The organism is Ruegeria sp. AD9 (genome assembly GCF_056542305.1).
In genome coordinates this window covers 298,762-322,283 of the sequence record NZ_JBQFZP010000002.1, presented here as the reverse complement: position 1 = coordinate 322,283, position 23,522 = coordinate 298,762, and the positions used below count along the sequence as shown (strand labels likewise).

24 protein-coding genes and 3 tRNA genes are annotated in these 23,522 nt (G+C 59.1%); 15 read left to right on the top strand and 12 right to left on the bottom strand.

The window, feature by feature from the left end:
* Positions 1-30 precede the first annotated feature (30 nt).
* From ACR0AM_RS04620 to ACR0AM_RS04610, 3 genes are all read left to right on the top strand, one after another.
* Positions 31-1,158 (top strand): alpha-hydroxy acid oxidase, encoded by a 1,128-nt coding sequence (locus ACR0AM_RS04620; protein ID WP_480622247.1) that lies wholly within the window; start codon positions 31-33, stop codon positions 1,156-1,158.
* A 154-nt stretch (positions 1,159-1,312) separates the two neighbouring features.
* Complete coding sequence (locus tag ACR0AM_RS04615) at positions 1,313-4,750, top strand: pyruvate carboxylase (RefSeq protein ID WP_480622246.1); 3,438 nt, start codon at positions 1,313-1,315, stop codon at positions 4,748-4,750.
* Positions 4,751-4,828: 78 nt separating this feature from the next.
* Positions 4,829-5,212, top strand: a complete 384-nt coding sequence (locus ACR0AM_RS04610) for an MAPEG family protein (RefSeq protein ID WP_480516262.1) — start codon at positions 4,829-4,831, stop codon at positions 5,210-5,212.
* Positions 5,213-5,227: 15 nt separating this feature from the next.
* Here ACR0AM_RS04610 and ACR0AM_RS04605 read toward each other — a convergent pair whose 3' ends face one another.
* A complete protein-coding gene (locus tag ACR0AM_RS04605; protein WP_480475907.1) occupies positions 5,228-5,380 on the bottom strand; it encodes a hypothetical protein in 153 nt (50 codons plus the stop codon).
* A 150-nt stretch (positions 5,381-5,530) separates the two neighbouring features.
* On the opposite strand from ACR0AM_RS04605, the gene ACR0AM_RS04600 reads away from it, so the two are divergent.
* The 3 genes from ACR0AM_RS04600 to ACR0AM_RS04590 all read left to right on the top strand — a co-directional run bounded on the left by ACR0AM_RS04600 (position 5,531) and on the right by ACR0AM_RS04590 (position 6,655).
* A tRNA-Gly gene (locus ACR0AM_RS04600) sits at positions 5,531-5,605 on the top strand.
* A 33-nt stretch (positions 5,606-5,638) separates the two neighbouring features.
* Positions 5,639-5,713 (top strand) — tRNA-Gly (locus tag ACR0AM_RS04595).
* An 81-nt stretch (positions 5,714-5,794) separates the two neighbouring features.
* Complete coding sequence (locus ACR0AM_RS04590) at positions 5,795-6,655, top strand: GNAT family N-acetyltransferase (RefSeq protein WP_480622245.1); 861 nt, start codon at positions 5,795-5,797, stop codon at positions 6,653-6,655.
* Here ACR0AM_RS04590 and ACR0AM_RS04585 read toward each other — a convergent pair.
* A complete protein-coding gene (locus ACR0AM_RS04585; protein WP_480482339.1) occupies positions 6,652-6,891 on the bottom strand; it encodes an Lrp/AsnC family transcriptional regulator in 240 nt (79 codons plus the stop codon). The two genes, ACR0AM_RS04590 and ACR0AM_RS04585, sit on opposite strands and share 4 nt — an antisense overlap.
* A 154-nt stretch (positions 6,892-7,045) precedes the next feature.
* Here ACR0AM_RS04585 and hisB point away from each other — a divergent pair, with 154 nt between their 5' ends.
* A complete protein-coding gene (gene hisB / locus ACR0AM_RS04580) occupies positions 7,046-7,633 on the top strand; it encodes an imidazoleglycerol-phosphate dehydratase HisB (protein ID WP_480516258.1) in 588 nt (195 codons plus the stop codon).
* Positions 7,634-8,272 (top strand): imidazole glycerol phosphate synthase subunit HisH, encoded by a 639-nt coding sequence (hisH, locus tag ACR0AM_RS04575; RefSeq protein ID WP_480622244.1) that lies wholly within the window; start codon positions 7,634-7,636, stop codon positions 8,270-8,272.
* A gap of 3 nt (positions 8,273-8,275) precedes the next feature.
* On the opposite strand, the gene ACR0AM_RS04570 is transcribed toward hisH, so the two are convergent.
* A complete protein-coding gene (locus ACR0AM_RS04570; protein ID WP_480622243.1) occupies positions 8,276-8,677 on the bottom strand; it encodes a DUF2147 domain-containing protein in 402 nt (133 codons plus the stop codon).
* 134 nt (positions 8,678-8,811) lie between these two features.
* Here ACR0AM_RS04570 and hisA point away from each other — a divergent pair, with 134 nt between their 5' ends.
* The gene (hisA, locus tag ACR0AM_RS04565) at positions 8,812-9,531 is read left to right on the top strand and encodes a 1-(5-phosphoribosyl)-5-[(5-phosphoribosylamino)methylideneamino]imidazole-4-carboxamide isomerase (protein ID WP_480493786.1); all 720 of its coding nucleotides are present in this window, start codon (positions 8,812-8,814) and stop codon (positions 9,529-9,531) included.
* 4 nt (positions 9,532-9,535) lie between these two features.
* On the opposite strand, the gene ACR0AM_RS04560 is transcribed toward hisA, so the two are convergent.
* The gene (locus tag ACR0AM_RS04560; RefSeq protein WP_480622242.1) at positions 9,536-9,982 is read right to left on the bottom strand and encodes a DUF302 domain-containing protein; all 447 of its coding nucleotides are present in this window, start codon (positions 9,980-9,982) and stop codon (positions 9,536-9,538) included.
* Positions 9,983-10,208: 226 nt separating this feature from the next.
* Here ACR0AM_RS04560 and ACR0AM_RS04555 point away from each other — a divergent pair, with 226 nt between their 5' ends.
* The 4 genes from ACR0AM_RS04555 to ACR0AM_RS04540 all read left to right on the top strand — a co-directional run bounded on the left by ACR0AM_RS04555 (position 10,209) and on the right by ACR0AM_RS04540 (position 14,256).
* On the top strand, positions 10,209-12,431 hold the full coding sequence (locus ACR0AM_RS04555; protein WP_480622241.1) for a fused MFS/spermidine synthase: 2,223 nt from the start codon (positions 10,209-10,211) through the stop codon (positions 12,429-12,431).
* Between the two features lie 107 nt (positions 12,432-12,538).
* Positions 12,539-13,300: an imidazole glycerol phosphate synthase subunit HisF gene (gene hisF / locus ACR0AM_RS04550; protein ID WP_209504552.1), complete on the top strand. Its 762-nt coding sequence runs from the start codon at positions 12,539-12,541 to the stop codon at positions 13,298-13,300.
* The gene (locus tag ACR0AM_RS04545) at positions 13,297-13,614 is read left to right on the top strand and encodes a phosphoribosyl-ATP diphosphatase (RefSeq protein ID WP_480481906.1); all 318 of its coding nucleotides are present in this window, start codon (positions 13,297-13,299) and stop codon (positions 13,612-13,614) included. Before hisF ends, ACR0AM_RS04545 begins: the two co-directional genes overlap by 4 nt.
* A 69-nt stretch (positions 13,615-13,683) precedes the next feature.
* Positions 13,684-14,256 carry a hypothetical protein gene (locus ACR0AM_RS04540; RefSeq protein WP_480622240.1) on the top strand — a complete coding sequence of 191 codons (573 nt, stop codon included), beginning with the start codon at positions 13,684-13,686 and terminating at the stop codon, positions 14,254-14,256.
* On the opposite strand, the gene ACR0AM_RS04535 is transcribed toward ACR0AM_RS04540, so the two are convergent.
* From ACR0AM_RS04535 to rlmB, 3 genes are all read right to left on the bottom strand, one after another.
* Positions 14,253-14,723 (bottom strand): CoA-binding protein, encoded by a 471-nt coding sequence (locus ACR0AM_RS04535; protein WP_480622239.1) that lies wholly within the window; start codon positions 14,721-14,723, stop codon positions 14,253-14,255. The genes ACR0AM_RS04540 and ACR0AM_RS04535 overlap by 4 nt on opposite strands.
* A 196-nt stretch (positions 14,724-14,919) precedes the next feature.
* On the bottom strand, positions 14,920-15,351 hold the full coding sequence (locus tag ACR0AM_RS04530; RefSeq protein ID WP_480622238.1) for a YHS domain-containing (seleno)protein: 432 nt from the start codon (positions 15,349-15,351) through the stop codon (positions 14,920-14,922).
* A 422-nt stretch (positions 15,352-15,773) separates the two neighbouring features.
* On the bottom strand, positions 15,774-16,544 hold the full coding sequence (gene rlmB, locus ACR0AM_RS04525) for a 23S rRNA (guanosine(2251)-2'-O)-methyltransferase RlmB (protein WP_480622237.1): 771 nt from the start codon (positions 16,542-16,544) through the stop codon (positions 15,774-15,776).
* Positions 16,545-16,660: 116 nt separating this feature from the next.
* On the opposite strand from rlmB, the gene ACR0AM_RS04520 reads away from it, so the two are divergent.
* A tRNA-Tyr gene (locus ACR0AM_RS04520) sits at positions 16,661-16,744 on the top strand.
* A gap of 231 nt (positions 16,745-16,975) precedes the next feature.
* Here the strand turns inward: ACR0AM_RS04520 and ACR0AM_RS04515 are convergent.
* The 5 genes from ACR0AM_RS04515 to ACR0AM_RS04495 all read right to left on the bottom strand — a co-directional run bounded on the left by ACR0AM_RS04515 (position 16,976) and on the right by ACR0AM_RS04495 (position 22,411).
* Positions 16,976-17,497: a DUF2478 domain-containing protein gene (locus ACR0AM_RS04515; protein WP_480622236.1), complete on the bottom strand. Its 522-nt coding sequence runs from the start codon at positions 17,495-17,497 to the stop codon at positions 16,976-16,978.
* Positions 17,498-17,567: 70 nt separating this feature from the next.
* Positions 17,568-18,233 carry an NnrU family protein gene (locus ACR0AM_RS04510; protein ID WP_480622235.1) on the bottom strand — a complete coding sequence of 222 codons (666 nt, stop codon included), beginning with the start codon at positions 18,231-18,233 and terminating at the stop codon, positions 17,568-17,570.
* A 104-nt stretch (positions 18,234-18,337) separates the two neighbouring features.
* The gene (locus ACR0AM_RS04505; RefSeq protein WP_480622234.1) at positions 18,338-20,404 is read right to left on the bottom strand and encodes an ABC transporter permease; all 2,067 of its coding nucleotides are present in this window, start codon (positions 20,402-20,404) and stop codon (positions 18,338-18,340) included.
* Complete coding sequence (locus tag ACR0AM_RS04500; RefSeq protein WP_480475875.1) at positions 20,401-21,450, bottom strand: quaternary amine ABC transporter ATP-binding protein; 1,050 nt, start codon at positions 21,448-21,450, stop codon at positions 20,401-20,403. The genes ACR0AM_RS04505 and ACR0AM_RS04500 overlap by 4 nt, the downstream gene beginning before the upstream one ends.
* Before the next feature lie 10 nt (positions 21,451-21,460).
* On the bottom strand, positions 21,461-22,411 hold the full coding sequence (locus ACR0AM_RS04495) for an ABC transporter substrate-binding protein (protein ID WP_209504562.1): 951 nt from the start codon (positions 22,409-22,411) through the stop codon (positions 21,461-21,463).
* 417 nt (positions 22,412-22,828) lie between these two features.
* Between ACR0AM_RS04495 and ACR0AM_RS04490 the strand changes: the two genes are divergently transcribed.
* Positions 22,829-23,491, top strand: a complete 663-nt coding sequence (locus ACR0AM_RS04490; RefSeq protein ID WP_480622233.1) for a DNA-3-methyladenine glycosylase I — start codon at positions 22,829-22,831, stop codon at positions 23,489-23,491.
* Positions 23,492-23,522: the final 31 nt, after the last annotated feature.

Genomic DNA, 23,522 nt, shown 5'->3' with positions numbered 1-23,522 from the left:
CGAATCGCCCCGCAGGTCGGATCAAACCTTATGGACCTGCACAGCACTTATCCCGGTATTCCCGATCTGAAACGCCGCGCACGCCGTCGGCTGCCGCACTTCGTATGGGAATACATCGACAGTGGCACCGGGATAGAAACGGCGCGGCATCGCAATCGAAAGGCGCTGGATGATGTCCGTCTGAGCCCCTCGATCCTGCATGGGGAGCTTGAATTCGATACGTCAGTGAAAATCTTGGGCGGCACCTGTCCTTTGCCCTTCGGTATTGCGCCGATCGGGATGTCCGGGCTTGTCTGGCCTGATGCAGAGCGGTTGCTGGCACAGGCCGCCGCCAAGGCAGGCATTCCCTATTCGCTATCGACGGTGGCCAGTCAGAGCCCCGAAGACCTGGCCCCCTATCTGGGCGAGAACGCGTGGTTCCAGCTGTACCCGCCAAGGGACCCAGAAATTCGCATGGACATGCTGAACCGGGCGCGCGGGGCCGGATTTCGAACTCTGGTTCTGACCGCTGACGTCCCTGTCGCCTCGCGCAGGGAGCGGCAGACGCGCTCGGGCCTGCGGCAGCCGCCGAAACTGACACCGCGCCTGCTGGCACAGATCGCCCAAAGACCTGCATGGGCCCTGGGCATGCTGCGCAGCGGCGTTCCGCACATGCGCACACTGGACAAGTATATCGATGACCCTGGTGATCTGCCGCCGACGGCCCATGTCGGATACCTGCTGCGGACCTCGCCGGATCTGGATTACGTCAAATGGCTGCGCGATAATTGGGACGGACCGTTCGTCGTGAAAGGCATACTGCGCCCCGAGGACGCAGACAGGCTGGAACAGGTGGGTGTGGACGCCCTGTGGGTGTCGAATCACGGGGGCCGACAGTTCGATGCAGCCCCGGCCAGCATCGAGGTTCTTCCCGCAATCCGGAGCGCGACCCGCCTGCCGCTGATTTTCGACAGCGGTGTCGAAGGCGGGCTGGATATCCTGCGTGCGCTGTCGCTGGGCGCGGACTTTGTCATGCTGGGGCGTGCTTTTTTGTACGGTCTTGCGGCACTTGGCGCCAAAGGCCCGGCGCATGTGATCGAAATCCTGAGGCAGGATCTGCACGCGAATATGGGCCAGATGGGACTGGCCGATCTATGTCAGTTTGAGACGAAACGCTAAATTATTGATGCTGCAACGCGGCATCCCTATAAGTGTGCCGAGGCCAAAGGGCGTTTGCGAGCGATAACATGCCGGTTCTACCCAGAAGAACGGATGTACCTGTGCGTATTCTCCGCCCAATAAGACGCCCAAACACCAAAGACCGGGACCTGATATGACAGACTTCAACAAGATCCTGATCGCCAATCGCGGCGAGATTGCCATCCGCGTCATGCGCGCAGCAAACGAGATGGGCAAACGCACCGTCGCTGTTTACGCTGAAGAAGACAAACTGGGCCTGCACCGGTTCAAGGCGGATGAGGCCTATCAGATTGGCGAGGGCATGGGTCCGGTCGCGGCGTATCTGTCGATTGACGAGATCATCCGCGTGGCCAAGCATTGCGGTGCGGATGCGATCCATCCGGGCTATGGCCTGCTGTCCGAAAACCCCGATTTCGTGGATGCCTGTGTCAAGAACGGCATCACCTTCATCGGCCCCCGGGCCGAGACCATGCGCGCATTGGGTGACAAGGCCAGCGCGCGGCGCGTGGCCATTGCGGCCGGTGTGCCTGTCATTCCGGCCACCGAAGTTCTGGGTGATGACATGGACGCGATCCGCAAGGAGGCCGCCGAGATCGGATACCCGCTGATGCTCAAGGCGTCCTGGGGCGGCGGCGGACGCGGGATGCGCCCGATCCAGTCGGAAGACGAGCTGGAAGAAAAGGTTCTGGAAGGCCGCCGCGAGGCTGAGGCCGCCTTTGGCAATGGCGAGGGTTATCTGGAAAAGATGATCACCCGTGCCCGCCATGTCGAGGTGCAGATCCTGGGCGACAAGCATGGTGAGATCTATCACCTTTATGAACGCGACTGTTCGGTCCAGCGCCGGAACCAGAAGGTCGTCGAACGCGCCCCTGCCCCTTACCTGAGCGAAGAACAGCGCGCCGAGATTTGCGAACTGGGCCGTAAGATCTGCGCCCATGTGAATTACGAATGCGCAGGCACTGTCGAGTTCCTAATGGATATGGAGACCGGCAAATTCTACTTCATCGAGGTGAATCCCCGGGTCCAGGTCGAACACACGGTCACCGAAGAAGTCACCGGGATCGACATCGTTCAGGCGCAGATCCTGATTGCCGAGGGCAAAACGCTGGCCGAAGCTACCGGTGCCGCAAGTCAGGCCGAGGTGCATCTGAACGGTCACGCGCTGCAAACACGGATCACCACAGAAGACCCGCAGAACAACTTCATCCCCGACTATGGTCGGATCACCGCTTATCGCTCGGCCACGGGCATGGGCATTCGTCTGGATGGCGGAACCGCGTATGCGGGCGGTGTCATTACGCGGTATTATGACTCGCTTCTGACAAAGGTCACCGCCTGGGCGCCGACGCCCGAGAAGGCGATCAGCCGGATGGACCGCGCCCTGCGCGAGTTCCGTATTCGCGGCGTCAGCACCAATATCGATTTCGTCATCAACCTGCTGAAGCACCCGACCTTCCTGTCGAATGAATACACCACTAAGTTCATCGACACGACGCCGGATCTGTTTGCCTTCAAGCGCCGCCGCGACCGGGGCACCAAGGTTCTGACCTATATCGCCGATATCACGGTGAATGGTCATCCCGAAACCAAGGGCCGCCCCGAACCTCGTGCCGACCTGAAAGTCGCCAAGCCCCCCGCGCCGAAGGCTGAGCCGCGGATGGGCACGCGCAACCTGCTGGAGCAGAAAGGCCCGCAGGCTGTGGCCGACTGGATGAAGGCGCAGCGGCAGCTGCTGATCACCGACACCACCATGCGAGACGGACACCAGTCGCTGCTGGCGACCCGGATGAGGTCGATCGACATGATCAAGGTGGCGCCAACCTATGCCGCGAACCTGCCGCAGCTGTTTTCGGTCGAGTGCTGGGGCGGTGCGACCTTCGACGTGGCCTACCGGTTCCTGCAGGAATGCCCATGGCAGCGACTGCGCGACCTGCGTGAGGCAATGCCGAACCTGATGACGCAGATGCTGCTGCGGGGTGCGAACGGGGTTGGTTACACCAATTACCCCGACAACGTGGTGCAGGAATTCGTGCGCCAGGCATCGAAAAACATTGATGTCTTCCGCGTCTTCGACTCGCTGAACTGGGTCGAGAACATGCGTGTTGCGATGGATGCTGTTATCGACAACGGCAAGATCTGCGAGGGCACCGTTTGTTATACCGGCGATATTCTGGATCCTGATCGCGCCAAATATAACCTGAAATACTATGTCGGCATGGCCAAGGAACTGCGCGACGCAGGCGCGCATATTCTGGGTCTGAAGGATATGGCGGGCCTGCTGAAACCAGCCTCGGCCAAGATTCTGATCCGGGCGCTGAAGGAAGAGGTTGGACTGCCGATCCACTTCCACACCCATGACACGGCCGGCATCGCCAGCGCCACCATCCTTGCCGCCTCTGAGGCGGGTGTGGACGCGGTGGATTGCGCAATGGACAGCTTCAGCGGCAACACGTCCCAGGCGACGCTGGGCACCGTGGTCGAGGCCCTGCGCCACACCGACCGCGACACCGGGCTGGACATCAAGGCCATCCGCGAGATCAGCGATTACTTCGAGGCCGTGCGCGGTCAATATGCGGCCTTCGAATCGAGCCTGCAGGCCCCGGCGTCCGAGGTGTATCTGCACGAGATGCCGGGCGGTCAGTTCACCAACCTCAAGGCGCAGGCGCGCAGTCTGGGTCTGGAAGAGCGCTGGCACGAGGTCGCGCAGATGTACGCCGATGTGAACCAGATGTTCGGCGATATCGTAAAGGTAACGCCGTCGTCGAAAGTTGTTGGCGACATGGCCCTGATGATGGTCAGTCAGGGCCTGACCCGCGAACAGGTCGAGGATCCGGCGACAGATGTGGCCTTTCCCGACTCGGTCGTCGACATGATGCGCGGCAATCTGGGTCAGCCTCCGGGAGGATTCCCGAACACCATCATCAAGAAGGTGCTGAAGGACGAGGCCCCCAACACCCAGCGCCCCGGTAAGGACGTGCCTGCCGTCGATCTTGAAGCCACCCGCGCCGAGTTGTCCAAGCAGTTGGAAGGCAAAGAGGTCGATGACGAGGACCTGAACGGGTACCTGATGTATCCCAAGGTGTTTCTGGATTACATGGGCCGTCACCGGATTTACGGCCCGGTCCGTACCCTTCCCACGCGCACCTTCTTTTACGGTATGGAGCCCGGCGAAGAGATCACGGCCGAGATCGACCCCGGCAAGACGCTGGAAATCCGGTGTCAGGCCATCGGCGAGACGGATGAAAAAGGCGAGGTCAAGGTGTTCTTCGAACTCAACGGCCAGCCGCGTGTGATCCGGGTGCCGAACCGGATGGTCACATCAACCACACAGGCGCGCCCAAAGGCCGAGGTCGGCAACCCCGATCATGTCGGTGCGCCGATGCCGGGTGTTGTGGCCACGGTTACCGTCACCGCAGGCCAGCAGGTCAAGGAAGGCGACATGCTGCTGACCATCGAGGCAATGAAGATGGAAACCGGTATCCATGCCGAGCGTGATGCGACAGTCAAAGCCGTGCATATCCAGCCCGGCGGCCAGATTGACGCAAAGGACCTTCTGATCGAACTGGAATAAGACGGAAAACAACCTAATGTTCGTCAGGCCGTGTGGGAGACCGCACGGCCTTTTTCTATGATTGAGCGGAGACCCATTATGCTTGCAATCACCCCGATCTATGCGGCCTTGGTCGCACTTCTCTACGTCGCACTCAGCGTCAAAGTGATCCTGCAACGACGCAGCGATAAGATCTCGGTCGGGGATGGTGGCAGCAAGCTGATGATCAAGGCGATACGGACACACTCGAACTGCGCCGAATACGCCCCGATTTCCCTGCTGCTGATTGCCATGGTTGAGCTTCAGGGCGCGGCCGGAATATTGGTCCATCTGCTGGGGCTGATGTTGCTGGCGGGGCGTCTTTTGCATGCGTACGGATTTGGGCGAACGCCGCAGATCGTCATCCTGCGGCAGGCCGGCATGAGCCTGACGTTCCTCGCCATTCTGGGGGCGGCTTTCGCAAACCTGATTCTGGCGCTTTAGGCCGTCTGGCGGGTGTTACCCTGCCAGAACGGTTGTTTCGATCTGCGGTGCACCCAGCAGAACCGGTGTGAACTGATCATGTTCATGCAGGTCCGGCTTCAGGATGGCAGCGCCGATCAGAATCATCGCGGCAAGTGTCACGATCTTCAGGTCTGCAACGGATATCATGACGGCACCTCCTGCCTGTGTTTTAATGATTTGCATTACGGGTTGAACGGATCACGGGCCGGATTCCGTCGAAAAGATTTTTCCCGCTTTTTGTGTTTTTCCGCTTGCAGCCCCGCGTGGGAATTTATACATCCCTCCTCACTCAACGGCGCGGGCGTAGCTCAGGGGTAGAGCATAACCTTGCCAAGGTTAGGGTCGGGCGTTCGAATCGCCTCGCCCGCTCCATTGAGAGGTCTTCGGACCACATGTGTATCTGATGCGGGCGTAGCTCAGGGGTAGAGCATAACCTTGCCAAGGTTAGGGTCGGGCGTTCGAATCGCCTCGCCCGCTCCAGATACCAAACCTTCCAAACATGCTGGTTCTTCTGCCCCGGTTGCGGCATTCTGAATGCAATTCGCAACACGGGATGTTCGCATGTCTAATTATGTTATCCGCCCCTTGTCCGCTGATGAGTTGCAGGAGGCTGTGGATTGGGCCGGGCGCGAGGGGTGGAATCCGGGTCGTCACGATGCCGAGTGCTTTCGTACAACTGATCCCGATGGGTTCTTAGGAGGTTTTCTGGATGGCGAATTGATCGCGTCTGTCTCGGCGGTGAACTACGACGATGATTTTGCCTTTTTAGGTTTCTACATCGTCAAGCCAGAATACAGACACCATGGCCACGGGCTTGAGATTGCGCAGCACGCGCTGGCCCACTGTGCCGGGCGCAACATGGGTCTGGATGGCGTGGTCGAGCAGCAGGACAACTACCGGAAATCCGGGTTCACCTTTGCCTATAACAACTACCGCTTTTCAGGGCGGGTTGCAGATATCCTAGGCGCGCTGGCACCGACCGCTGGTGTTGATGTGCTGAGCACCGTTTCAGATGCGTTAAGGGACTATGATCGTCAGCTTTTCCCAGCCCGGCGCGATGCGTTCCTGCATGGTTGGCTGAGCGCAAGCGGCCATGTGTCCCGCATGTTTACCGAAGACAGGCAGATCAAAGGCTATGCCACGCTGCGCCCCTGTCGGACCGGATACAAGGTCGGGCCGCTGTTTGCGGACCGCGCCGACATTGCCGAAGCACTGCTTGCAAGCATGTTGGCGGCACTGCCCGAAGATCAAAGTGGGCAAGAGGTGTTCATCGACATGCCACAACCCAACAACGCCGCCTTTGCACTGGCCGACAAGCTGGGTCTTACGAAAGTGTTCGAAACCGCCCGGATGTATTCCGGCGATCAACCGGATATCGACCTGACCCGCATCTATGGCGTGACAACGTTTGAGTTGGGTTAAAACGCCTTGAACGTCATCGTCGTCAGCGAGCGTTCGATATTGGGAATCACCAGCAGGTGTTCGTTGATGAAATGGCCTACATCCTCGGTTTCGGGGATGTAGAGCTTGAGCATCAGATCAAACTCACCACTAGTGGAATAAAGCTCTGAGTGTATTTCGCGCAGCGCGATTTCCTCGGCGACCTTATAGGTGGTGCCGGGTTTGCAGCGGATCTGGATGAATACGCAGGTGGACATGGCGTGGCCCTGTTGGTTCGTGTTGTCTGCAAGCTGACATGGTGCCGGGCCGGTTGCAATCCCTTGCAACAGTTTGCAGCGATTGCAACGCATGGTCTGGATCAACCGGCCCCACCCCGTCTATAAGCGCGCCTGTAGCAAAAGGAATTCGCCCATGCGCACCGCTTCGATCAGCCGCAAGACCGCCGAAACCGAAATTTCGGTCGAGGTCAATCTGGATGGCACCGGCACCTATGACAATCAGACCGGCGTCGGGTTCTTTGACCATATGCTGGACCAGCTGGCGCGCCACTCGTTGATTGATATGACAATCCGCGCCAAGGGTGACTATCACATCGACGATCATCACACGGTCGAGGATACCGGCATCGCCCTGGGTCAGGCTTTGACACAGGCCCTGGGCGACAAGAAGGGCATCCGGCGCTATGGCGAATGCCATCTGCCGATGGATGACGCTCAGGTGCGCTGTGCGCTGGACCTGTCGGGCCGTCCGTTCCTGATCTGGACTGTCGATCTGCCGACGCAAAAGATCGGTACGTTCGACACGGAACTGGTGCGCGAGTTTTTTCAGGCGCTCAGCACCCATGGCGGCATTACCCTGCATATTGACCAGTTGCACGGCTTCAACAGCCACCACATCGCCGAGGCTGCGTTCAAGGCTGTCGCGCGCGCGTTGCGTGATGCGGTTGAGACCGATCCGCGCAAGGCGGATGCGATTCCGTCGACCAAGGGCGCGCTGTAAATGCTGACAGCCATCATCGACTATGAAAGCGGCAATCTGCATTCAGCGGAAAAGGCGTTTCAGCGCATGGCGCAAGAGGTCGGCGCTGGTGACGTTGTCGTCACCTCTGACGCGGATGTGGTTGTGCGTGCGGACCGACTGGTTCTGCCCGGAGATGGCGCTTTCCCGGCCTGTGCCGCCGAGCTGCGCGGCCATAAGGGTATTTATGACGCGATGGTCGAAGCGGTCGAACAGAAGGGCCGTCCGTTTCTGGGTATCTGTGTTGGTATGCAGCTGATGGCAACCAAAGGCCATGAATACACAGAGACCGATGGTCTGGGCTGGGTGGCAGGTGATGTTGTTCGGATCGAACCGTCAGATGCCGCGCTGAAAGTGCCGCATATGGGCTGGAACGATCTGGTTCTGGAAAGCGATCACCCGATCTTTGCCGGGGTGAAATCAGGCGATCACACCTATTTCGTCCATTCCTACCACTTCCGTGTAAGCAACCCGGCGCAGCGGTTGGCTTATGTGGAATATGGGCAGGACGTCACGGCCGTGATTGGACGCGACACGATGGTTGGGATGCAGTTTCACCCCGAGAAAAGCCAGGATGTTGGCCTGCGCATGCTGGGCAACTTCCTGACCTGGAAGCCCTGAGGCTTACTGAACCCGCGTCCAGGTTTGCCCGCGACAGATCAGGCCGCCCGCCACGCATCCCTTGACGGTCAGCTTGTTCTGGCCGTCCAGTGACATCTTCGAGTTGTAGGTTTTGTCCCGGTCGGGGGCCCAGATTTTACCACTGTCATAGCTGCCGCCCCCTTCGGGAACCATCTCCCAGATGATCTTTTTGCCAAGGTTCTCATATTCCAGCTGCTGGTTGCCATCGGCGTCGAACGCGCTGTCGATGGTGCCGCAGATCGCACTGCCGCATTCGGAAATCGTCACATGCAGATAGCCACCTGTGTCGCCCGGCGCGGTTTTCCACAGGCCGTCAACCGGATCGTCTGCAAAAGCAGCTGTAGCAAGCAGCATCAGGCCCGCGGAAAGAGTAAAAGTCTTCATGATTTTCTCCCTGTTTTGAAGGCAGTCTGACCCGCCAGTGGGCGACGGGCAAGAATGACCCAGCGTCGCGTTGCATCCCCTGCCCTGCTTGTGCGATATCCCGCTCGTGTAACAGTGATATAGGGCCGCCCGACATGATCCTCTACCCCGCCATCGACCTCAAAGACGGCAATGCCGTACGCCTGCTGCGTGGTGAAATGGACAAGGCCACCGTGTTCAACGAAGACCCGGCCGCTCAGGCCCGTGCTTTTGTCGAGGCAGGGTGCGAATGGCTGCATCTGGTCGACCTGAACGGCGCATTCGCAGGCGAGCCGGTCAACGCAGCGCCGGTTGAGGCAATTCTGAAAGCGTGCAAGGTGCCTGCGCAACTGGGCGGCGGCATCCGTGACATGGCCACGATCGAAACCTGGATCGAGAAAGGGCTGGCGCGGGTCATTTTGGGCACTGTCGCTGTCGAAAACCCCGACCTAGTGCGCGAAGCAGCCAAAGCCTTTCCCGGCAAGGTCGCCGTCGGCATCGACGCACGCAACGGCATGGTGGCCACCAAGGGCTGGGCCGAAGAAACCGACGTTCAGGTCACCGATCTGGCCCGTAGTTTCGAAGACGCAGGCGTTGCGGCAATCATCTACACCGATATCAATCGCGACGGTGCCATGCAGGGCCCGAACATCGAAGCGACCGCTGCCCTGGCACAGGCCGTTTCCATCCCGGTGATCGCCTCGGGCGGTGTCAGTTCGCTGGACGACCTGATCGCCCTGCGCGATTGTGGCGTTGCGCTGAACGGCGCGATTTCGGGTCGGGCGCTTTATGATGGCGCGATTGACCTGGCCGAGGCCATCCGCGCCCTGTCGTGATCGGTTATTGCGCGGCTGCGGCGGTCAGCTTGGCCAGCGCACCGCGCATCTTTTCGATGACCGGTGATTTGTCGACATCGTTCAGGTCATCCAATGTCTCTTTCGGGTCTTCATAGATCAGCCACACCTGGCCATTGGCGTCTTCGTAAGCCTGCACCTTGAGAGGCAGAAACAGCCCGGCACGCGGGTCGATCTGCATGGCTGGCGTACCCAGCGCAGGGTTGCCGAAAATCAGTACCTGATTGGCGGGAATGGGCGTGCCGATCTTTTCCGCCCCGGCCGCGTGGTCGATGCGGGCAAACACGGTTGCGCCTGCATTTCCGACGGCAGCTTCCAGCGCGTCCAGCGCCTCGGCCACGGATTTGTCGGTTTGAACCTTTATGATGTCATCTGCCATAGCGGTCAGCGCGCCTCCGAACGAAAAAACACAAGCCAGTATCAGTCTACGCATATCGATATTCCTTCTGTGAAATTCACCCCAATTCTCACAGATTTGAGACCGCTCACAATCACAAGTCTGGCATCGGCAAGGCTTTGCCAGAATTGAAAACGCCCATTTTACCCTTGCTTTCGAGAACAATCCAACCAGAAGCCAAACATTTTACTGCGTTGAGCCATAATTCGGGCGGAATCTCCGCTTAACTCCTTCGTCAAACACAACAACCCGGGTGGCAAACGTGAGTATTTCCAACCTAGACGTTCCCAAAACGTCCAGATTCGGATCGGCAACCATTGCGATCTTCTGTGCGGCGGTTTTCACAAGCGCCAGTCTGCTGTTCTTTGTCCAGCCGCTTTTTGCCAAACTGGTTCTTCCCAAAATCGGCGGTGCCCCGGCGGTCTGGACAACCGCAATGCTGTTTTTTCAAGTGGTGCTGATAATCGGGTATGTTTACGCGCACCTGTTGACCAAGTTTCTGCCCCTGCGCTGGCAGATCATCACCCATTTTGCCTTCTGGGTGGCGGCGCTGACTTTCCTGCCGCTGTCCACCCGCGAAAGCTGGAGCTATGACGCTTCGACCTCGACCGCGCTGCAAACGCTTGGCCTGTTCGCCGTAGGTGTGGGTGTACCTTTTGCGGTATTGTCGGCAAATGCGCCCCTGTTGCAGGCCTGGTACGCCAAGTCGGGCGGGCCTTCGGCGGATGATCCGTATTTCCTTTACAGCGCCAGCAATGTCGGATCCTTGCTGGCGCTGTTGGCCTTCCCCCTGGTTGCAGACCCATTTTTTGGCGCTGCCGAGATCAGCCACGCCTGGCTGGTCGGCTTCGTGCTGTTCGGCGCGCTTTTGCTTGGCAGTGGCATGATCGCCTTGCGGGGATCACAGCATACAAAATCGTCGGTTCAAACGGCGCTTAAGGCCAGTTTTCCCGCCCTGCGGCAAATCGCTGTCTGGGTGTTCGTCGCCTTCATTCCCTCTTCCTTGATGCTATCCTTTACAACGCGGGTCAGTACGGATCTGGGTGCTCTCCCGCTGATCTGGGTAGTGCCACTGGCAGTCTACATCCTGTCCTTCATCATCGCCTTCGCCAAATGGAAGCACCTGACGCTTGACGCCTTGAACCTTCCCATGCTGGCGGCATTGGCAGCGGGTGTCGTACTGGTGTCCGACGTGGTCAGCGAGCATGACGCGCCGGTGGTTATTCTGCTCTATGTCCCGGTGTTGTTCGTCATCGCTCTTTATGCGCACCGCCTGCTTTACGACATGCGCCCATCCGCCGAGCAGTTGACCGTGTTCTACATCGCCCTTTCCGTGGGCGGAGCGATTGGCGGGCTGTTCAACTCGATCCTTGCACCGATTGCCTTCACACGTGAGTTGGAGGTGCCAATCACCATGATCCTGGCCGGAGGATTGTTCCTTGTCCGCACACCGGGATTTGCCTTTCGCCACGTCATCATGGGCATCGCGGCAAGTGTTTTCATCTTCGTCATCGCAGGTGCGACACGCGGCGTCGCGGCCCTGAGCGCGGACATCCCGCGTGCAGGTGCCCTGTTCGTGCTGATATTCGGAGTGCTGTATCTGTTCCGGGCACAGGCCATGCGTATCCCTGTGGTTCTTACCGTCGTTCTGCTGCCCGCATTTGCGGTAAAGAACAATCCTGTGTTCGAAGATCGCAGCTTTTTCGGCGTGCATTCGGTATATTCAAGCGAGGGCTACCGCGTCTACAAGAACGGCACCACGGTGCATGGCTGGCAACGCGAATCCGAATATGGCACTCGGCCCACACCGCTGTCCTATTATCACCCCGAAGGACCGATGGCACAGGTCATCACGTCGGACTTCGGCAAGCAATCCAACAGCATCGGAATTGTTGGTCTGGGAACAGGTGCACTGGCCTGCTATCGGCAGCCTTCGCAAAACTGGGACTTTTTCGAGATCGACGCGACCGTAGACCAGATCGCACGCGATCCTTCACTGTTCACCTATATGTCGGATTGCACGCCCGATTCCAAAACCCATCTGGGTGACGCCCGGATCGTTCTGAAGCAAAAGCCTTTTGCCTTCGATATCCTGGTTTTGGATGCATACAGCTCGGACGCGATTCCGCTTCACCTGATCACACGCGAGGCGGTAGAGATGTATACCAGCCGCCTGACTGACGATGGGGTTCTGGTGTTCCACATCACAAACCGGTTCTACGATCTGGTCCAGCCTTTGGCCCGAATTGCCGACAGCTTGAACCTGACCGCTGCGCATCAGCGGCTGGCCGTGGGTGAAGAGCAGGTTGAAACCGGAGCCGCCACCAGCAGCGTTGTGATCCTGAGCCCCGACAAATCCCGAATTGAGAATTTTGCGCAGGATGGAAATTGGCGAATTGTCGAGACCGACGGAGCGCTGCCATGGACCGATGACAAGGCAAACCTGCTTTCGGCGCTGACGCTGCTGAAGAACCGGGATCACTAAGCCCCCCGCGCCGCCCATGGCCATTGCTACCAGGGCCAAGGATGGCAAAACGTCTGTGGCATCGGCAGCGCTTTGTCGGTAAAGGTCCGGCAACGAAGGACGATCAGATGCTGAAAACCCGGATCATTCCCTGCCTTGATGTTGCTGATGGCCGTGTGGTCAAAGGCGTGAATTTCGTGGGCCTGCGCGATGCGGGCGACCCGGTGGAATCGGCCAAGGCCTATGATGCTGCCGGAGCGGACGAGATCTGCTTTCTCGACATTCACGCGACCCATGAGAATCGCGGCACCATGTTCGATGTGGTGCAGCGTACGGCGGAACAGTGTTTCGTGCCACTGACCGTGGGCGGTGGGGTGCGAACAAAAGACGATGTGCGCGCCTTGCTGCTGGCGGGGGCGGACAAGGTCAGCTTCAACTCGGCCGCGGTTGCCAATCCGGATGTGATTGCCGAAGCGGCAGATCAGTTCGGCAGTCAGTGCATTGTCTGCGCCATCGACGCCAAGACCGTCAGCCCCGGCAAGTGGGAGATCTTTACCCATGGTGGGCGCAAACCCACCGGCATTGACGCGGTTGCCTTTGCAAGAACCGTGGTCTCCAAGGGGGCCGGTGAAATCCTGCTGACCTCGATGGACCGCGACGGCACCAAATCCGGGTTCAACCTGCCGCTGACCCGCGCCATTTCCGACGCGGTGGATGTGCCCGTGATCGCCTCGGGCGGTGTTGGTACTTTGGACCATCTGGTCGAGGGCGTCACCAAGGGCGGTGCAAGCGCCGTGTTGGCGGCATCGATTTTCCATTTCGGCGAATACACCATCCGCGAGGCCAAGGAACATATGGCCGCAGCTGGCATCCCCATGAGGCTAACATGAGCATCTTGCACGATCTGGCCGCCACGATCGAGGCACGCAAGGGGGCTGATCCCGAAAGCAGCTGGACGGCCAAGCTGCTTGCGAAAGGCCCTGAGAAATGCGCCGAGAAATTCGGTGAAGAGGCCATAGAGGCCATCATCGAAGCCGTAAAAGGGGATCAGGTTAAGCTGACCTCGGAAGCGGCGGACGTGTTGTATCACCTTCTGGTCATGCTGGCCGCGCGGGACGTGGCGCTGGATGATGTTCTGGCCGAGCTGGACCGCCGTCAGGGCACCAGCGGTATCGCCGAAAAAGCTGCCCGCCCCAAAGGGTAACGTCCGGGTTCCGCACTGGCTCCTGGGCCGTTATACTCGGATGCCAGACTGTCAGGCTGAAGGCGCGATATGATCCGAGTTTTGATGCTTGTGGCAACCCTTGCCATCGTTGCTGGCTGCGCCGCGCCGCCGCGCTCGACCGGGGACGAGGTGCAGCGGCTCGCCTCGGAGATTCAGGGCCTTGGTCCGGATATCGACCCAGAGGAGGCCCAACGCGCGGCGAGAATCGCTTACGCCTATACCGCCCAGCTGGTCGAGGAATACCAGATCACAGACCCGCCCCTGATCCATAATATGAAGGTCAACAAGGGGCTGCGCCCGCGTGGGCTGTGCTGGCATTGGGCCGAGGATATCGAGCGGCGGCTGAAACAGGAAAACTTCCGGACGCTGGATCTGCACCGTGCCATCGCAAACGCGGACAACCCGACGCGGATCGACCACAGCACCGCAATCATCAGCCGTAAAGGCGCGACGCTGTATGACGGTGTCGTATTGGACCCGTGGCGTTATGGCGGCGTGTTGTTCTGGTCTCCGCTGGTCGAGGATACCCGGTATGACTGGGTCCCGCGCGACGTGGTGCTGGAAAAGCGGCGGAAGGAACAGGTCGCCCGCCTGAAACCTTACGTCCCCGCCAAACCCTAAAGCTTGGACGAAATGATCCCGGTCGAAAATCCACCCATGCGCAATTCGCCAAACAGGCGCTGATATTCAATTTTGGGGCAGCGGTTCATCACCACATCGACCCCACGGGCCTTGGCCTTTGCCGCCGCTTCAGGGTGTTCCACACCAATCTGCATCCAGATCGTACCGAGCGACGGAAACGCATCCAGCGCCTCGTCCACAATAGGTGGCACGGCCTCGGACCGCCGAAAAATGTCCACCATGTCCACAGGCTCGGAAATTTCTGACAGGCTGCCGCGAACCGTCTGACCAAACAGGTCTTTGCCCGCGTGGCCCGGATTGACGGGAATCACCTTGAACCCTTTCAGCGACAAATAGCGCGCCACGTAATAGCTGGGTCGCACCGGGTTCATGGAAACGCCGACAACGGCCACCGTCTTGGTGCGTTGCAAAATGGCCTTGAGGTACTGATCGGAATAGTCTGGCATGCCCTATCCTTAACAGGGTTCCAAAAAGAAAAAAGCGCCCAAGAATGCTTGGGCGCCAGTTGTTGGAACGAGGGACAGTGAAATGACCCGCGGCAGTTCCGTTCCGCGGTCACTGTGACATTTAAGCATGGATCCGTTAAAAAAAAGAGGGGTGGCGCATTTTTGTGATGACTTTTCACAATCAGCTGAACCTTGCCTACTCCCCATAGAGAATTGCGGGCCAGTTTTCTTCTGCCATCGCAATGTATCCTGTTTGATTCTGCTGCCAGATTTCCTCGACCGCGGGTGAATGCGTCAGGTAAAGACGCCCATCGACCACCTGCCACGCATTCGGATCCGTGCTTTTCAACACACCCATCGCCATCCCGTACGAGCAATAACCACCGAACTGCGGCGCAAAGGCGCGCGGGTTGCCTTCAAAGAGCTCGCGATTTGCCTGCGATTTGAAATGCCACCGGGCGCCCTTCCACATGACCGCGTTTTCGGGTGCCCCTTTTGAAGGCGCGTCGCTGTCAAAATAGGACACGGGATCATACCCTGCCAACGCCACACCGTCAGTGGCGTAATACACGGGGTTGTCCTGCGCAAACACGGCAGGAGCCAGCAATACAGTGCTCAGCGAGCTCATAAAAGTACGTCGGTTCAGCATCGTCATATGGGAATCTGCACATTCAAGACCATCAAGATGCAACTTTTCGCGTTTTTCGGAACCCCTGTTGACGCGGATGTGAACGAGTGTTCGCCAGTTGAAACTTAGTCAAAGATGTCTTCGATCACGTCCCATGCTTCGTCGAACACGCGCGCAAGCATGGTCTTCTTCCTCTTTTTGCGCTTTGCTTTCCGAGGGGCAGCATGAGACACAGCTACGCGCAGCGGTTCGGGTTTGTGTACTTTCCGCGCGGGCAGCATCTTCAGGTTGTGCAGCGGCGCTCCACAGTTGGAGCAGCTAAGCTCGTGCCGTTCCTTGCCTTTCAGGATCAAGGCAGCCCGGGTACCGCAATAGCAGCAGGTCGCGATTTTGGCAGGACCGGGAATGACGCTCTCCTTTGCTCAGGGTCGCGATGCATATAAGGCGATTGCCGCAGCATTTGAGACGTTCAGCGAACCAAATCCCCCGGCTGCGTCAATTTTAACCAACTGATCCACGGTTTCCTTTGTCTTCTGCCGCAAGCCCGGACCTTCCGCGCCCAGCACAAGCGCGACAGGGCGGTCACGGCCATCGCTTAGCGCACCTTCGATTGTCATGTCGGCTTCTCCGTCCAGCCCAAGGACCAGAAAGCCCATGCCCTGAAGCTCGACAATCGCGTCCGCAAGGTTGCGCACCCGCAGATAAGGCTGCCGCTCAAGCGCACCGCTGGCGGTTTTTGCCAGTGCCCCGGTCTCGGGCGCGGAATGGTGGCGTGTGCCGATCACAGCACTGGCCCCCAGAACTTCGGCCGAGCGCAGAATCGCCCCGACATTGTGCGGGTCGGTGACCCGGTCCAGCAGAATGACGCGAGGGTTTTCGCGACCGATGCAGTTATCTGCCAGACTGCCCCATTCCAACGGCTTGACCTCCAGCGCTGCGCCCTGATGCACGGATCCAGCATCGATGGGCGCAGAAAACTTGCGCGGGTCGACCATCTCGGCCTCGATCCGCGCAAATTCAATAGCTTCCGCCAGTTTGTCACACGCATTCCGCGTCACCATCAGGCGTAGTTTTTGCCGTTTTGGGTTCATCAGCGCATCGCGAACCGCGTGCAGGCCAAACAGCCAGACTGTTTCCGCAGCAGCAGCTTTGCGCGCCTGTTCCTTTTCGACGACCCATTTGGGTTTCTTCATTTTACGGGCCTCCGGGCCGGGAATTCGGTTTCCTGCGTCAAAGGGAAATTTTCCTGTTGACGCTCCTTTGGTGCGCTAGTAATCACGCCTCCACGTCAGGTGCAACGCCTGACAGTGGGCGACAGGCCGCAAGGTGTGGCAGGGGACTGTAACTCCCTCGCGGAGACGCACGCCTGGTTCGATTCCAGGGTCGCCCACCATCTTTCCAGCGTATTCCGAAGATGGTCAGGACTCGTGTCCCGCACTGCGTTATTGTCTGGCAGCTATGTTATTGCTGTTGGTCTGCCCCCATTCTCAGATGCGACAGACCTGATCCGTTTTACACATCTTAAACCGGCGCTAACGCGACCGGATTGTGAACGAAGGGTGCCGCGTGGCCTTCGCCACCACATGTCATGACGTTCAGATCAATGCGCCGGTCGATTGCGCACCTATTCCGCAGCCGGGCGCATCTGCGCTATGCGGTTGAACCAACGCACGATTTCGTCCAAGTCCGCAGGCAACTCCTCGGCCGCGCCTTCGGCGAAGGCGTTGAACTTTTCGGCGTTCAGCCCGTTCACGCCGACCAGCACCGGAATTTCCAGCGCCAGCGCTTCGCCGATCACCGGGCGGAACCCCCGCCCATCAGACTCATGTTTACCGAATTTGTTTATAATCAACAGGTCCGGCGCGTTCGCAAGCGAGGCGGTCACATACCCAACCGCCTGTTCCAGCGCTGCGGGGTCCAGACGGCAGCCACGGGACTGGGTGCCCAGTGATTGCGAGATACGGATGGTTTCGCCGTTAGGCAGCACGCGCACGTCCATATCGCATTTGCTGCTGTCGGTGCATTCTGTGTTTGTTTGCACGACACCGGCCAGTTTCGCGCCGGACGCCAGCAGACGTCCAGCAACAGCGCTGAGCAGGCGATCCGTCGCGCCGCGGTCGGTGGTGGTGACATAGGCCAGATGCATCTTGGACCTCTTGTAAATCGATTGTGACGTTTCAAATAGCACGCAAGGCGCTGCCCGACCACTCCCCCAGTCAAGGAAGCGGCGACAGACCAATCACAGGTGCGTGCAGGTGAAGAAGAACCGCATAAACGGCCAGTGCGGTCAGCCAGACCCAGGGGCGTGGCCAGGGTCGCGGTGAGCGGAGTGAGAACCGCGACGTATTTCGGGACAACCGGACCCATTCAAAGCCCATCTCACGCGATTTACGCCTGTCGATCAGGTCCATGCCCATAACAGAAAATCCGGCAAACAGGCCGAACAGAATCACATGTGACAGGCTTCCATTGGCCAGAAGATGCGCCAAGGACCACAACAGCAGCGCGGCTAGGATCGGGTGGCGGGTGGTGCGCAGAATACCGGGGTGTTCGGGGTCAAAAGGCCTTTTGCCCATCCCACCGAAAGAAAACGGGTTCTGGATCGCAAGCCCGGCCACAGCCAGCCAGCACACCACGGGCATGATCAGTATTGGCACCCAGCGCAAGACTGCGAACGGCGGAATGACCTCGACATAGGGGGCGTTTGCAGCGGCGACAATCAGCCAGGCCAGCACGGCCAGCGACAGAAGTGAATAGGCCGCGAAATACCCCCGGCGCCCGAGCGTGCCGATCAGCCAGCCCCGCACGGTGGGCCGTACAGGAATTGCATGGCTGAGCAGGAAAACGATGAGTGCTGCAAGAAATAGGCCCCAACCGGTCATGATATTCTCCAACGTGTTGGGGTCGGTCTAGAGTGAGAGGGCAGCGACTTCCTTGCCCGAAATCAAGTTGGGCCGCAGGGGCGGATACGCCGCCCCTGCCTGTATTACAGCCCAAGCGCCGCGCGGCGTTCTTCGGCAAAGCCCTGCACGATGCGGTCAGCAATCAGTGCCAGAATCGCCATCGCGGCCCCGGCAGATATGCCCAATCCTACATCCGCCTGACCCAGCGCCAGATAGATCGACTGGCCCAGACCGGTGGTCCCGATCAGTGCCGCGATGACCAGCATGGCAAAGGCATAAAGGATGGTCTGGTTCAGCCCCAGCAGGATGGTCGGGGCCGCATAAGGCGCCCGCACATCGCGCATGATCTGCCACTCGGTCGCACCGCTTGAAATTGCGGCCTCCATCATCTCATCCGGTGTATTGACCAGCCCGTGCCGCGTGTAGCGGATCATCGGGACAATCGCATAGGCACAGATGGCCAGAAAGGCCGAGAACTCGCCAATCTGGAACACCATCAGCACCGGGATCAGGAACACGAAAAGGGGGATCGTCTGCAACATGTCGCAGATCGGGCGAACCACGTTCCACACAGGCTGCCATACCGCGCTGGCAAGGCCGATCAGCCCACCCGCCAAAGCGCAGGTAAACACCGCTGCACCGCTGAGATAAAGCGACAGCAGCGCCCTTTCCCACAGGCCCGAGACGAGGATGGTGCAGAGCAGCCCCACACAGAGCGCGGCCAGACGCCAGCCCCCGGCGACCCAGCCCAGCGCGGCAGCGCCAGTCAGGACAAAGGGCCACGGCAGGTTCGCGATACCGGTTTCCAGCATTCCAATCAGAATCAGAACGACCAGCCCACCAGTCAGCCGTCCGCGCCACGCCATCAAAAGCGCAATCCCGGCACCGGCCGCGAACAGGCCAAAGCTCATGCTCGACGTCCACTGGAAGCCCCATGTGAAGGGCAGCACCGCCTGATCCAACCCGATCCGCAGCGGCAGCAGAATATAGAACAGCGAGTTGTTCTTGAGGGCGTCCAGCCACTGGCCGTTGGCCTGGGTAAATGCGGTCAGGCCGCTGTCCACGGCTTCGGCCATCGGGTCCAGCAGGGTCAGCTCCGCAGGGTTTGGCAACCACGCCCAGAAGGCCGCCGTGAAGACAACAGCAAAGCCCAGCATCGCCCAGACAACACGGCTGTCATAGCGTTTACGCTCGGTCGCCAAAGTGCCGCTCATCCGGTCGATCACCACGGCAAAGACCACGATAACCAGACCCGCCATCAGCGACTCGCCGAACTGCGCCTTGCGCATGGTCAGCAGAACCTCCCAGCCGATATCGTTGAACCCGCCGATGACGGCGGCGATGATAACCATCGACAGAGCAGCCATCAGGCATTGGTTCACACCGACCATGATCTGAGTGGTGGCGGCAGGGATTTCGACCTGGAACAGCTGCTGGAACCGAGTGCCGCCAGACATGATGGCCGCCTCTTTTATTTCGGGCTCTACCCGTTCCAATCCCAGCATCACATTGCGCGCCATTGGTGGTGCGGCATAGATGGCCGAAGCAATCAGACCAACAACAGGACCAAATCCAAACAGCAGCAGCAGCGGTGTCAGATAGGCAAAGGTTGGCACCGTCTGCATGATGTCCAGCACGGCCTGCACAAAGGATTTCACCTTTGGCACTTCGTTGGCGAGGATGCCGATGGCGCCCCCAATGACCAGCGCCACAGGGACAGACACGGCGACAAGCGCCAGCGTATTCATGCTTTCGGCCCAATAGCCCGAGGCCAAAACAAAGCTCAGGCCCAGAAAGCCAAGTGCGGCCATGGACAAGCCGCCCAGATACCAGCCCAACGCGGTCACGATCCCGATCAGAATGGGCCATGGCGTTTTGCCCAGCACGAAATTCGCCCAGTTCATTGGGTGGGTCATCAGGTCCGAAAACAGCCGCATTGCCGGTTTGATCAGGTTCAGAAACCAGTCCAGAAACGCGCCAACCCATTGGGTTGCAGGCAGTTCCCACGCGGCGGGCCACTTGACCAGCCACGGGGCGATACCCTCGAGCGCGAGGCAAACTGCACCGACGATAACCGTTATCAGGGCGGCCTTCGCACCTGCCGTCAACTGCGCGCTGCGCCGTGTCGGGAGGTCGGTTATGGCGGTCATGTCTCGTCCACCTGAAGAGCTGCGGCCAGATCGGACGGATGCACCGTGCCGACGACATTGCCCGCCTCATCCCGCACGGGCACGGGTTCATACAGCTCCATGCAATGCGCAAGGGCTGCGTCCAGCGTCATCGAGGTGGTGAGGCCGGGATCATCGGGGCCACATTCCGCCTCGCTCCGCATGACCGAGGCGACCTTGGCGTGTTGACCTTTGGCGACATCCTTCGAGAATTCGCGCACGTAATCATCCACCGGGCGCAACACGATATCAGTGGGCGTTCCGATCTGAACAATCTTGCCGTCGCGCATGATGGCGATGCGGTCGGCCAGCTTCAGCGCCTCTTGAATGTCATGGGTGATGAAGACGATGGATTTCTTCAGCGTCGCCTGAATGCGAAGGAATTCATCCTGCAACTGGCGTCGGATCAATGGGTCGAGGGCCGAGAACGGTTCATCCAGAAACCAGATATCGGGATTTACGGCGAGGCTGCGGGCAATACCCACACGCTGACGCTGGCCACCTGAAAGCTGGCGCGGAAAGCTGTCTTCGCGCCCTTCCAGACCGACCAGGGAGATCACCTCCTGCGCGCGCGCCAGCCGTTCCTTCTTGCCCACACCCTGCACGCGCAGCGGATAGGCCACGTTTTCAGAAACGGTCATATGCGGGAACAGGCCGAAATGCTGGAACACCATGCCCAGTTTTTTGCGGCGCAACTCGGTCAGCGCCTTTTTTGAGGCTCCGATGACATTTTCGCCATCCACCCGAATCTCACCACCTGTGCCCGGCAACAGCTGCGAGATGCAGCGGATCAGCGTGGATTTGCCCGAGCCCGACAGGCCCATGATGACGAAAAGTTCACCTTCCTGAACCTCGAAATTGGCATCCTGAACGGCGGGGATCAGCCCCTGTTCCCGAAGGGCGGCGGCAGCCTTGTCGGCGTCATTCCCTGACCGAGACAGCGCGTCGGTCAGGGCTTTGTCAGCGCCGGGGCCAAACACCTGCCAGAGATTCCGGCAGGCGATGGCTGGCATAGTCGTGTCCGTCACTTACGCGGGCTCACTGGGTTGCCGCGTCAACAACCGGACGCCACTTGCCTTCGTTTTCGGCCATCCAAGCGGCGACAACTTCTTCGACCTTTCCGCCGTCAACGTCGATCGCGCCCATCATCGGCTGCTGATCTTCAACCGCCAGCTGATAGTTGGTCAGGATTTCAAAGGCTGCTGGCCATTTCTCTTCCATACCGCTCCAGCCGGCCTTGAAGATGCGCGAGGGCGAGAAGTCGCAGTCATTGACAGCGTTCGGGTTCGGGCCCCAGGCCGGATCACTGAAGCACGCTTCTTCACCGGCGGGCAGTTCGACGAACTGAACGTCATAGGCCGACATCGCCCAATGCGGCTGCCAGAAGGTGATCAGCAGCGGCGATTTACGTTCGGTCGAGGCGCGCAATTCCGCGATCAGCGCCCCTTCGGACCCTGCTGGTACGGCTTTGAACGGCAATTCCAAACCGGTCATGCGATCCGCGCCCGGAGTACCCCAATCGGCCGGGTAGTCGACCAGACGACCACCGGGCAGAGTTTCCGCCGTCGCAAAGACCTGAGCGCAATCTTTCAGCGCTTCCCATGCGGGCAGGCCCGGGCACAGATCGGCCACATGCGCCGGGTATGCGATGCCTTCCTTGGCATCCAGACCCAGATCACCGATTTCAACCACAGTGCCTTCACCGATTTTCTTGGCGTATTCATCGGAAACGTTGGAAGACCAGATTTCCAGTGTCGCGTCGATGTCGCCATCGGCCAGCGCCTGGAACTGGTTCATCATGCCCGCGGTCACATATTCGACGTTGTACCCGGCAGCCTTGAGCATCTCTCCCGCCACATGCGTGGTGACATGCTGGCCGGTCCATTCGTTGATCGCCAATTTGATCGGTTCATCCACGGCACCCATATCCGCCGCCTGCGCTGCGCCTGCAACGCTCAGAGCCATTAGGCTTACACTTAGTTTTTTCATGGACTTAACTCCCTGTCATATTTGTTTTGCCCATCCCGGCAAGGATTCTCCCGCCGGTCTTTCTGTCTGATGACAATGCCATGCCGCAGCATGCACAAATTTGGCTGGAAAAGAACAGTGATCCGTTTCCAAATTGTGGAAAAGATCTTTCTGCCAGATTGTTCCCCCCTCCCGGCTCCCTTTACGCATCCAACCCGGCTTGCCTTGTTCCATTTCGCTAAGACGGGGCGTTGACTGACGAGTCAATCAGAAAACATTTTGCCACCTTTTGTCGAGAACTTCTTTCGAAAATCCGCATTTTTCTGCGAATCCAGTTATTCGTTGGGCTGCCTCAAATCTGGACACGGTCAGATTTTTCATTGCCAAACAAGAACAAAAGATAAACATTTATAGTCGGGCAACATCAAGGTTAGACAGATGCGAACGTTTGACGAAATCTTTGAAATCGCAGCCGCGCGCCACGGCGGTCCAGAAGCACTGGGCGCAAAACTGAGCAAACCGAAAACCCCTGCGGAACTGGCAGCGATGCCCGAGGATCGCTGGCTGTCGGTCATCACGAAATGCATCTTTCAGGCTGGCTTCAACTGGAAAGTCATCGAAAACAAATGGGACGGGTTCGAATCAGCCTTTAACGGGTTCGACGTGGGGCGATGCGCGTTCATGGATGATGAGAAGTTTGACACCCTTTTGCAGGATACGCGCATCGTAAGGAATGGAACCAAGATCGCGGCTGTACGGGATAACGCAGCATTCTTGCTTGAACTGCGTGAGGAAGGCGGCGCGGGTAAAGTGTTAGGCGGCTGGCCATCTGATGACTACGTCAACCTTCTGGCAATGCTGGCAAAACGCGGGGCCCGACTGGGCGGCGCTTCGGCGCAGTACGCAATGCGGTTTGCCGGGCGGGACAGTTTCATTCTGTCTCAGGATGTCACCGCCCGGCTGATTGCTGAAGGTGTGATCGACAAGCCTGCCACCTCGAAGAAAGCGATGGAGGCGGTTCAGAACGCCTTTAATACATGGATGGGTCAGTCCGGGCGATCACTTACGGAAATCAGCCGGGTTCTGGCCATGAGTCTGTGAAAACGGTTTGCGGAATACCCGCAGCGGAATA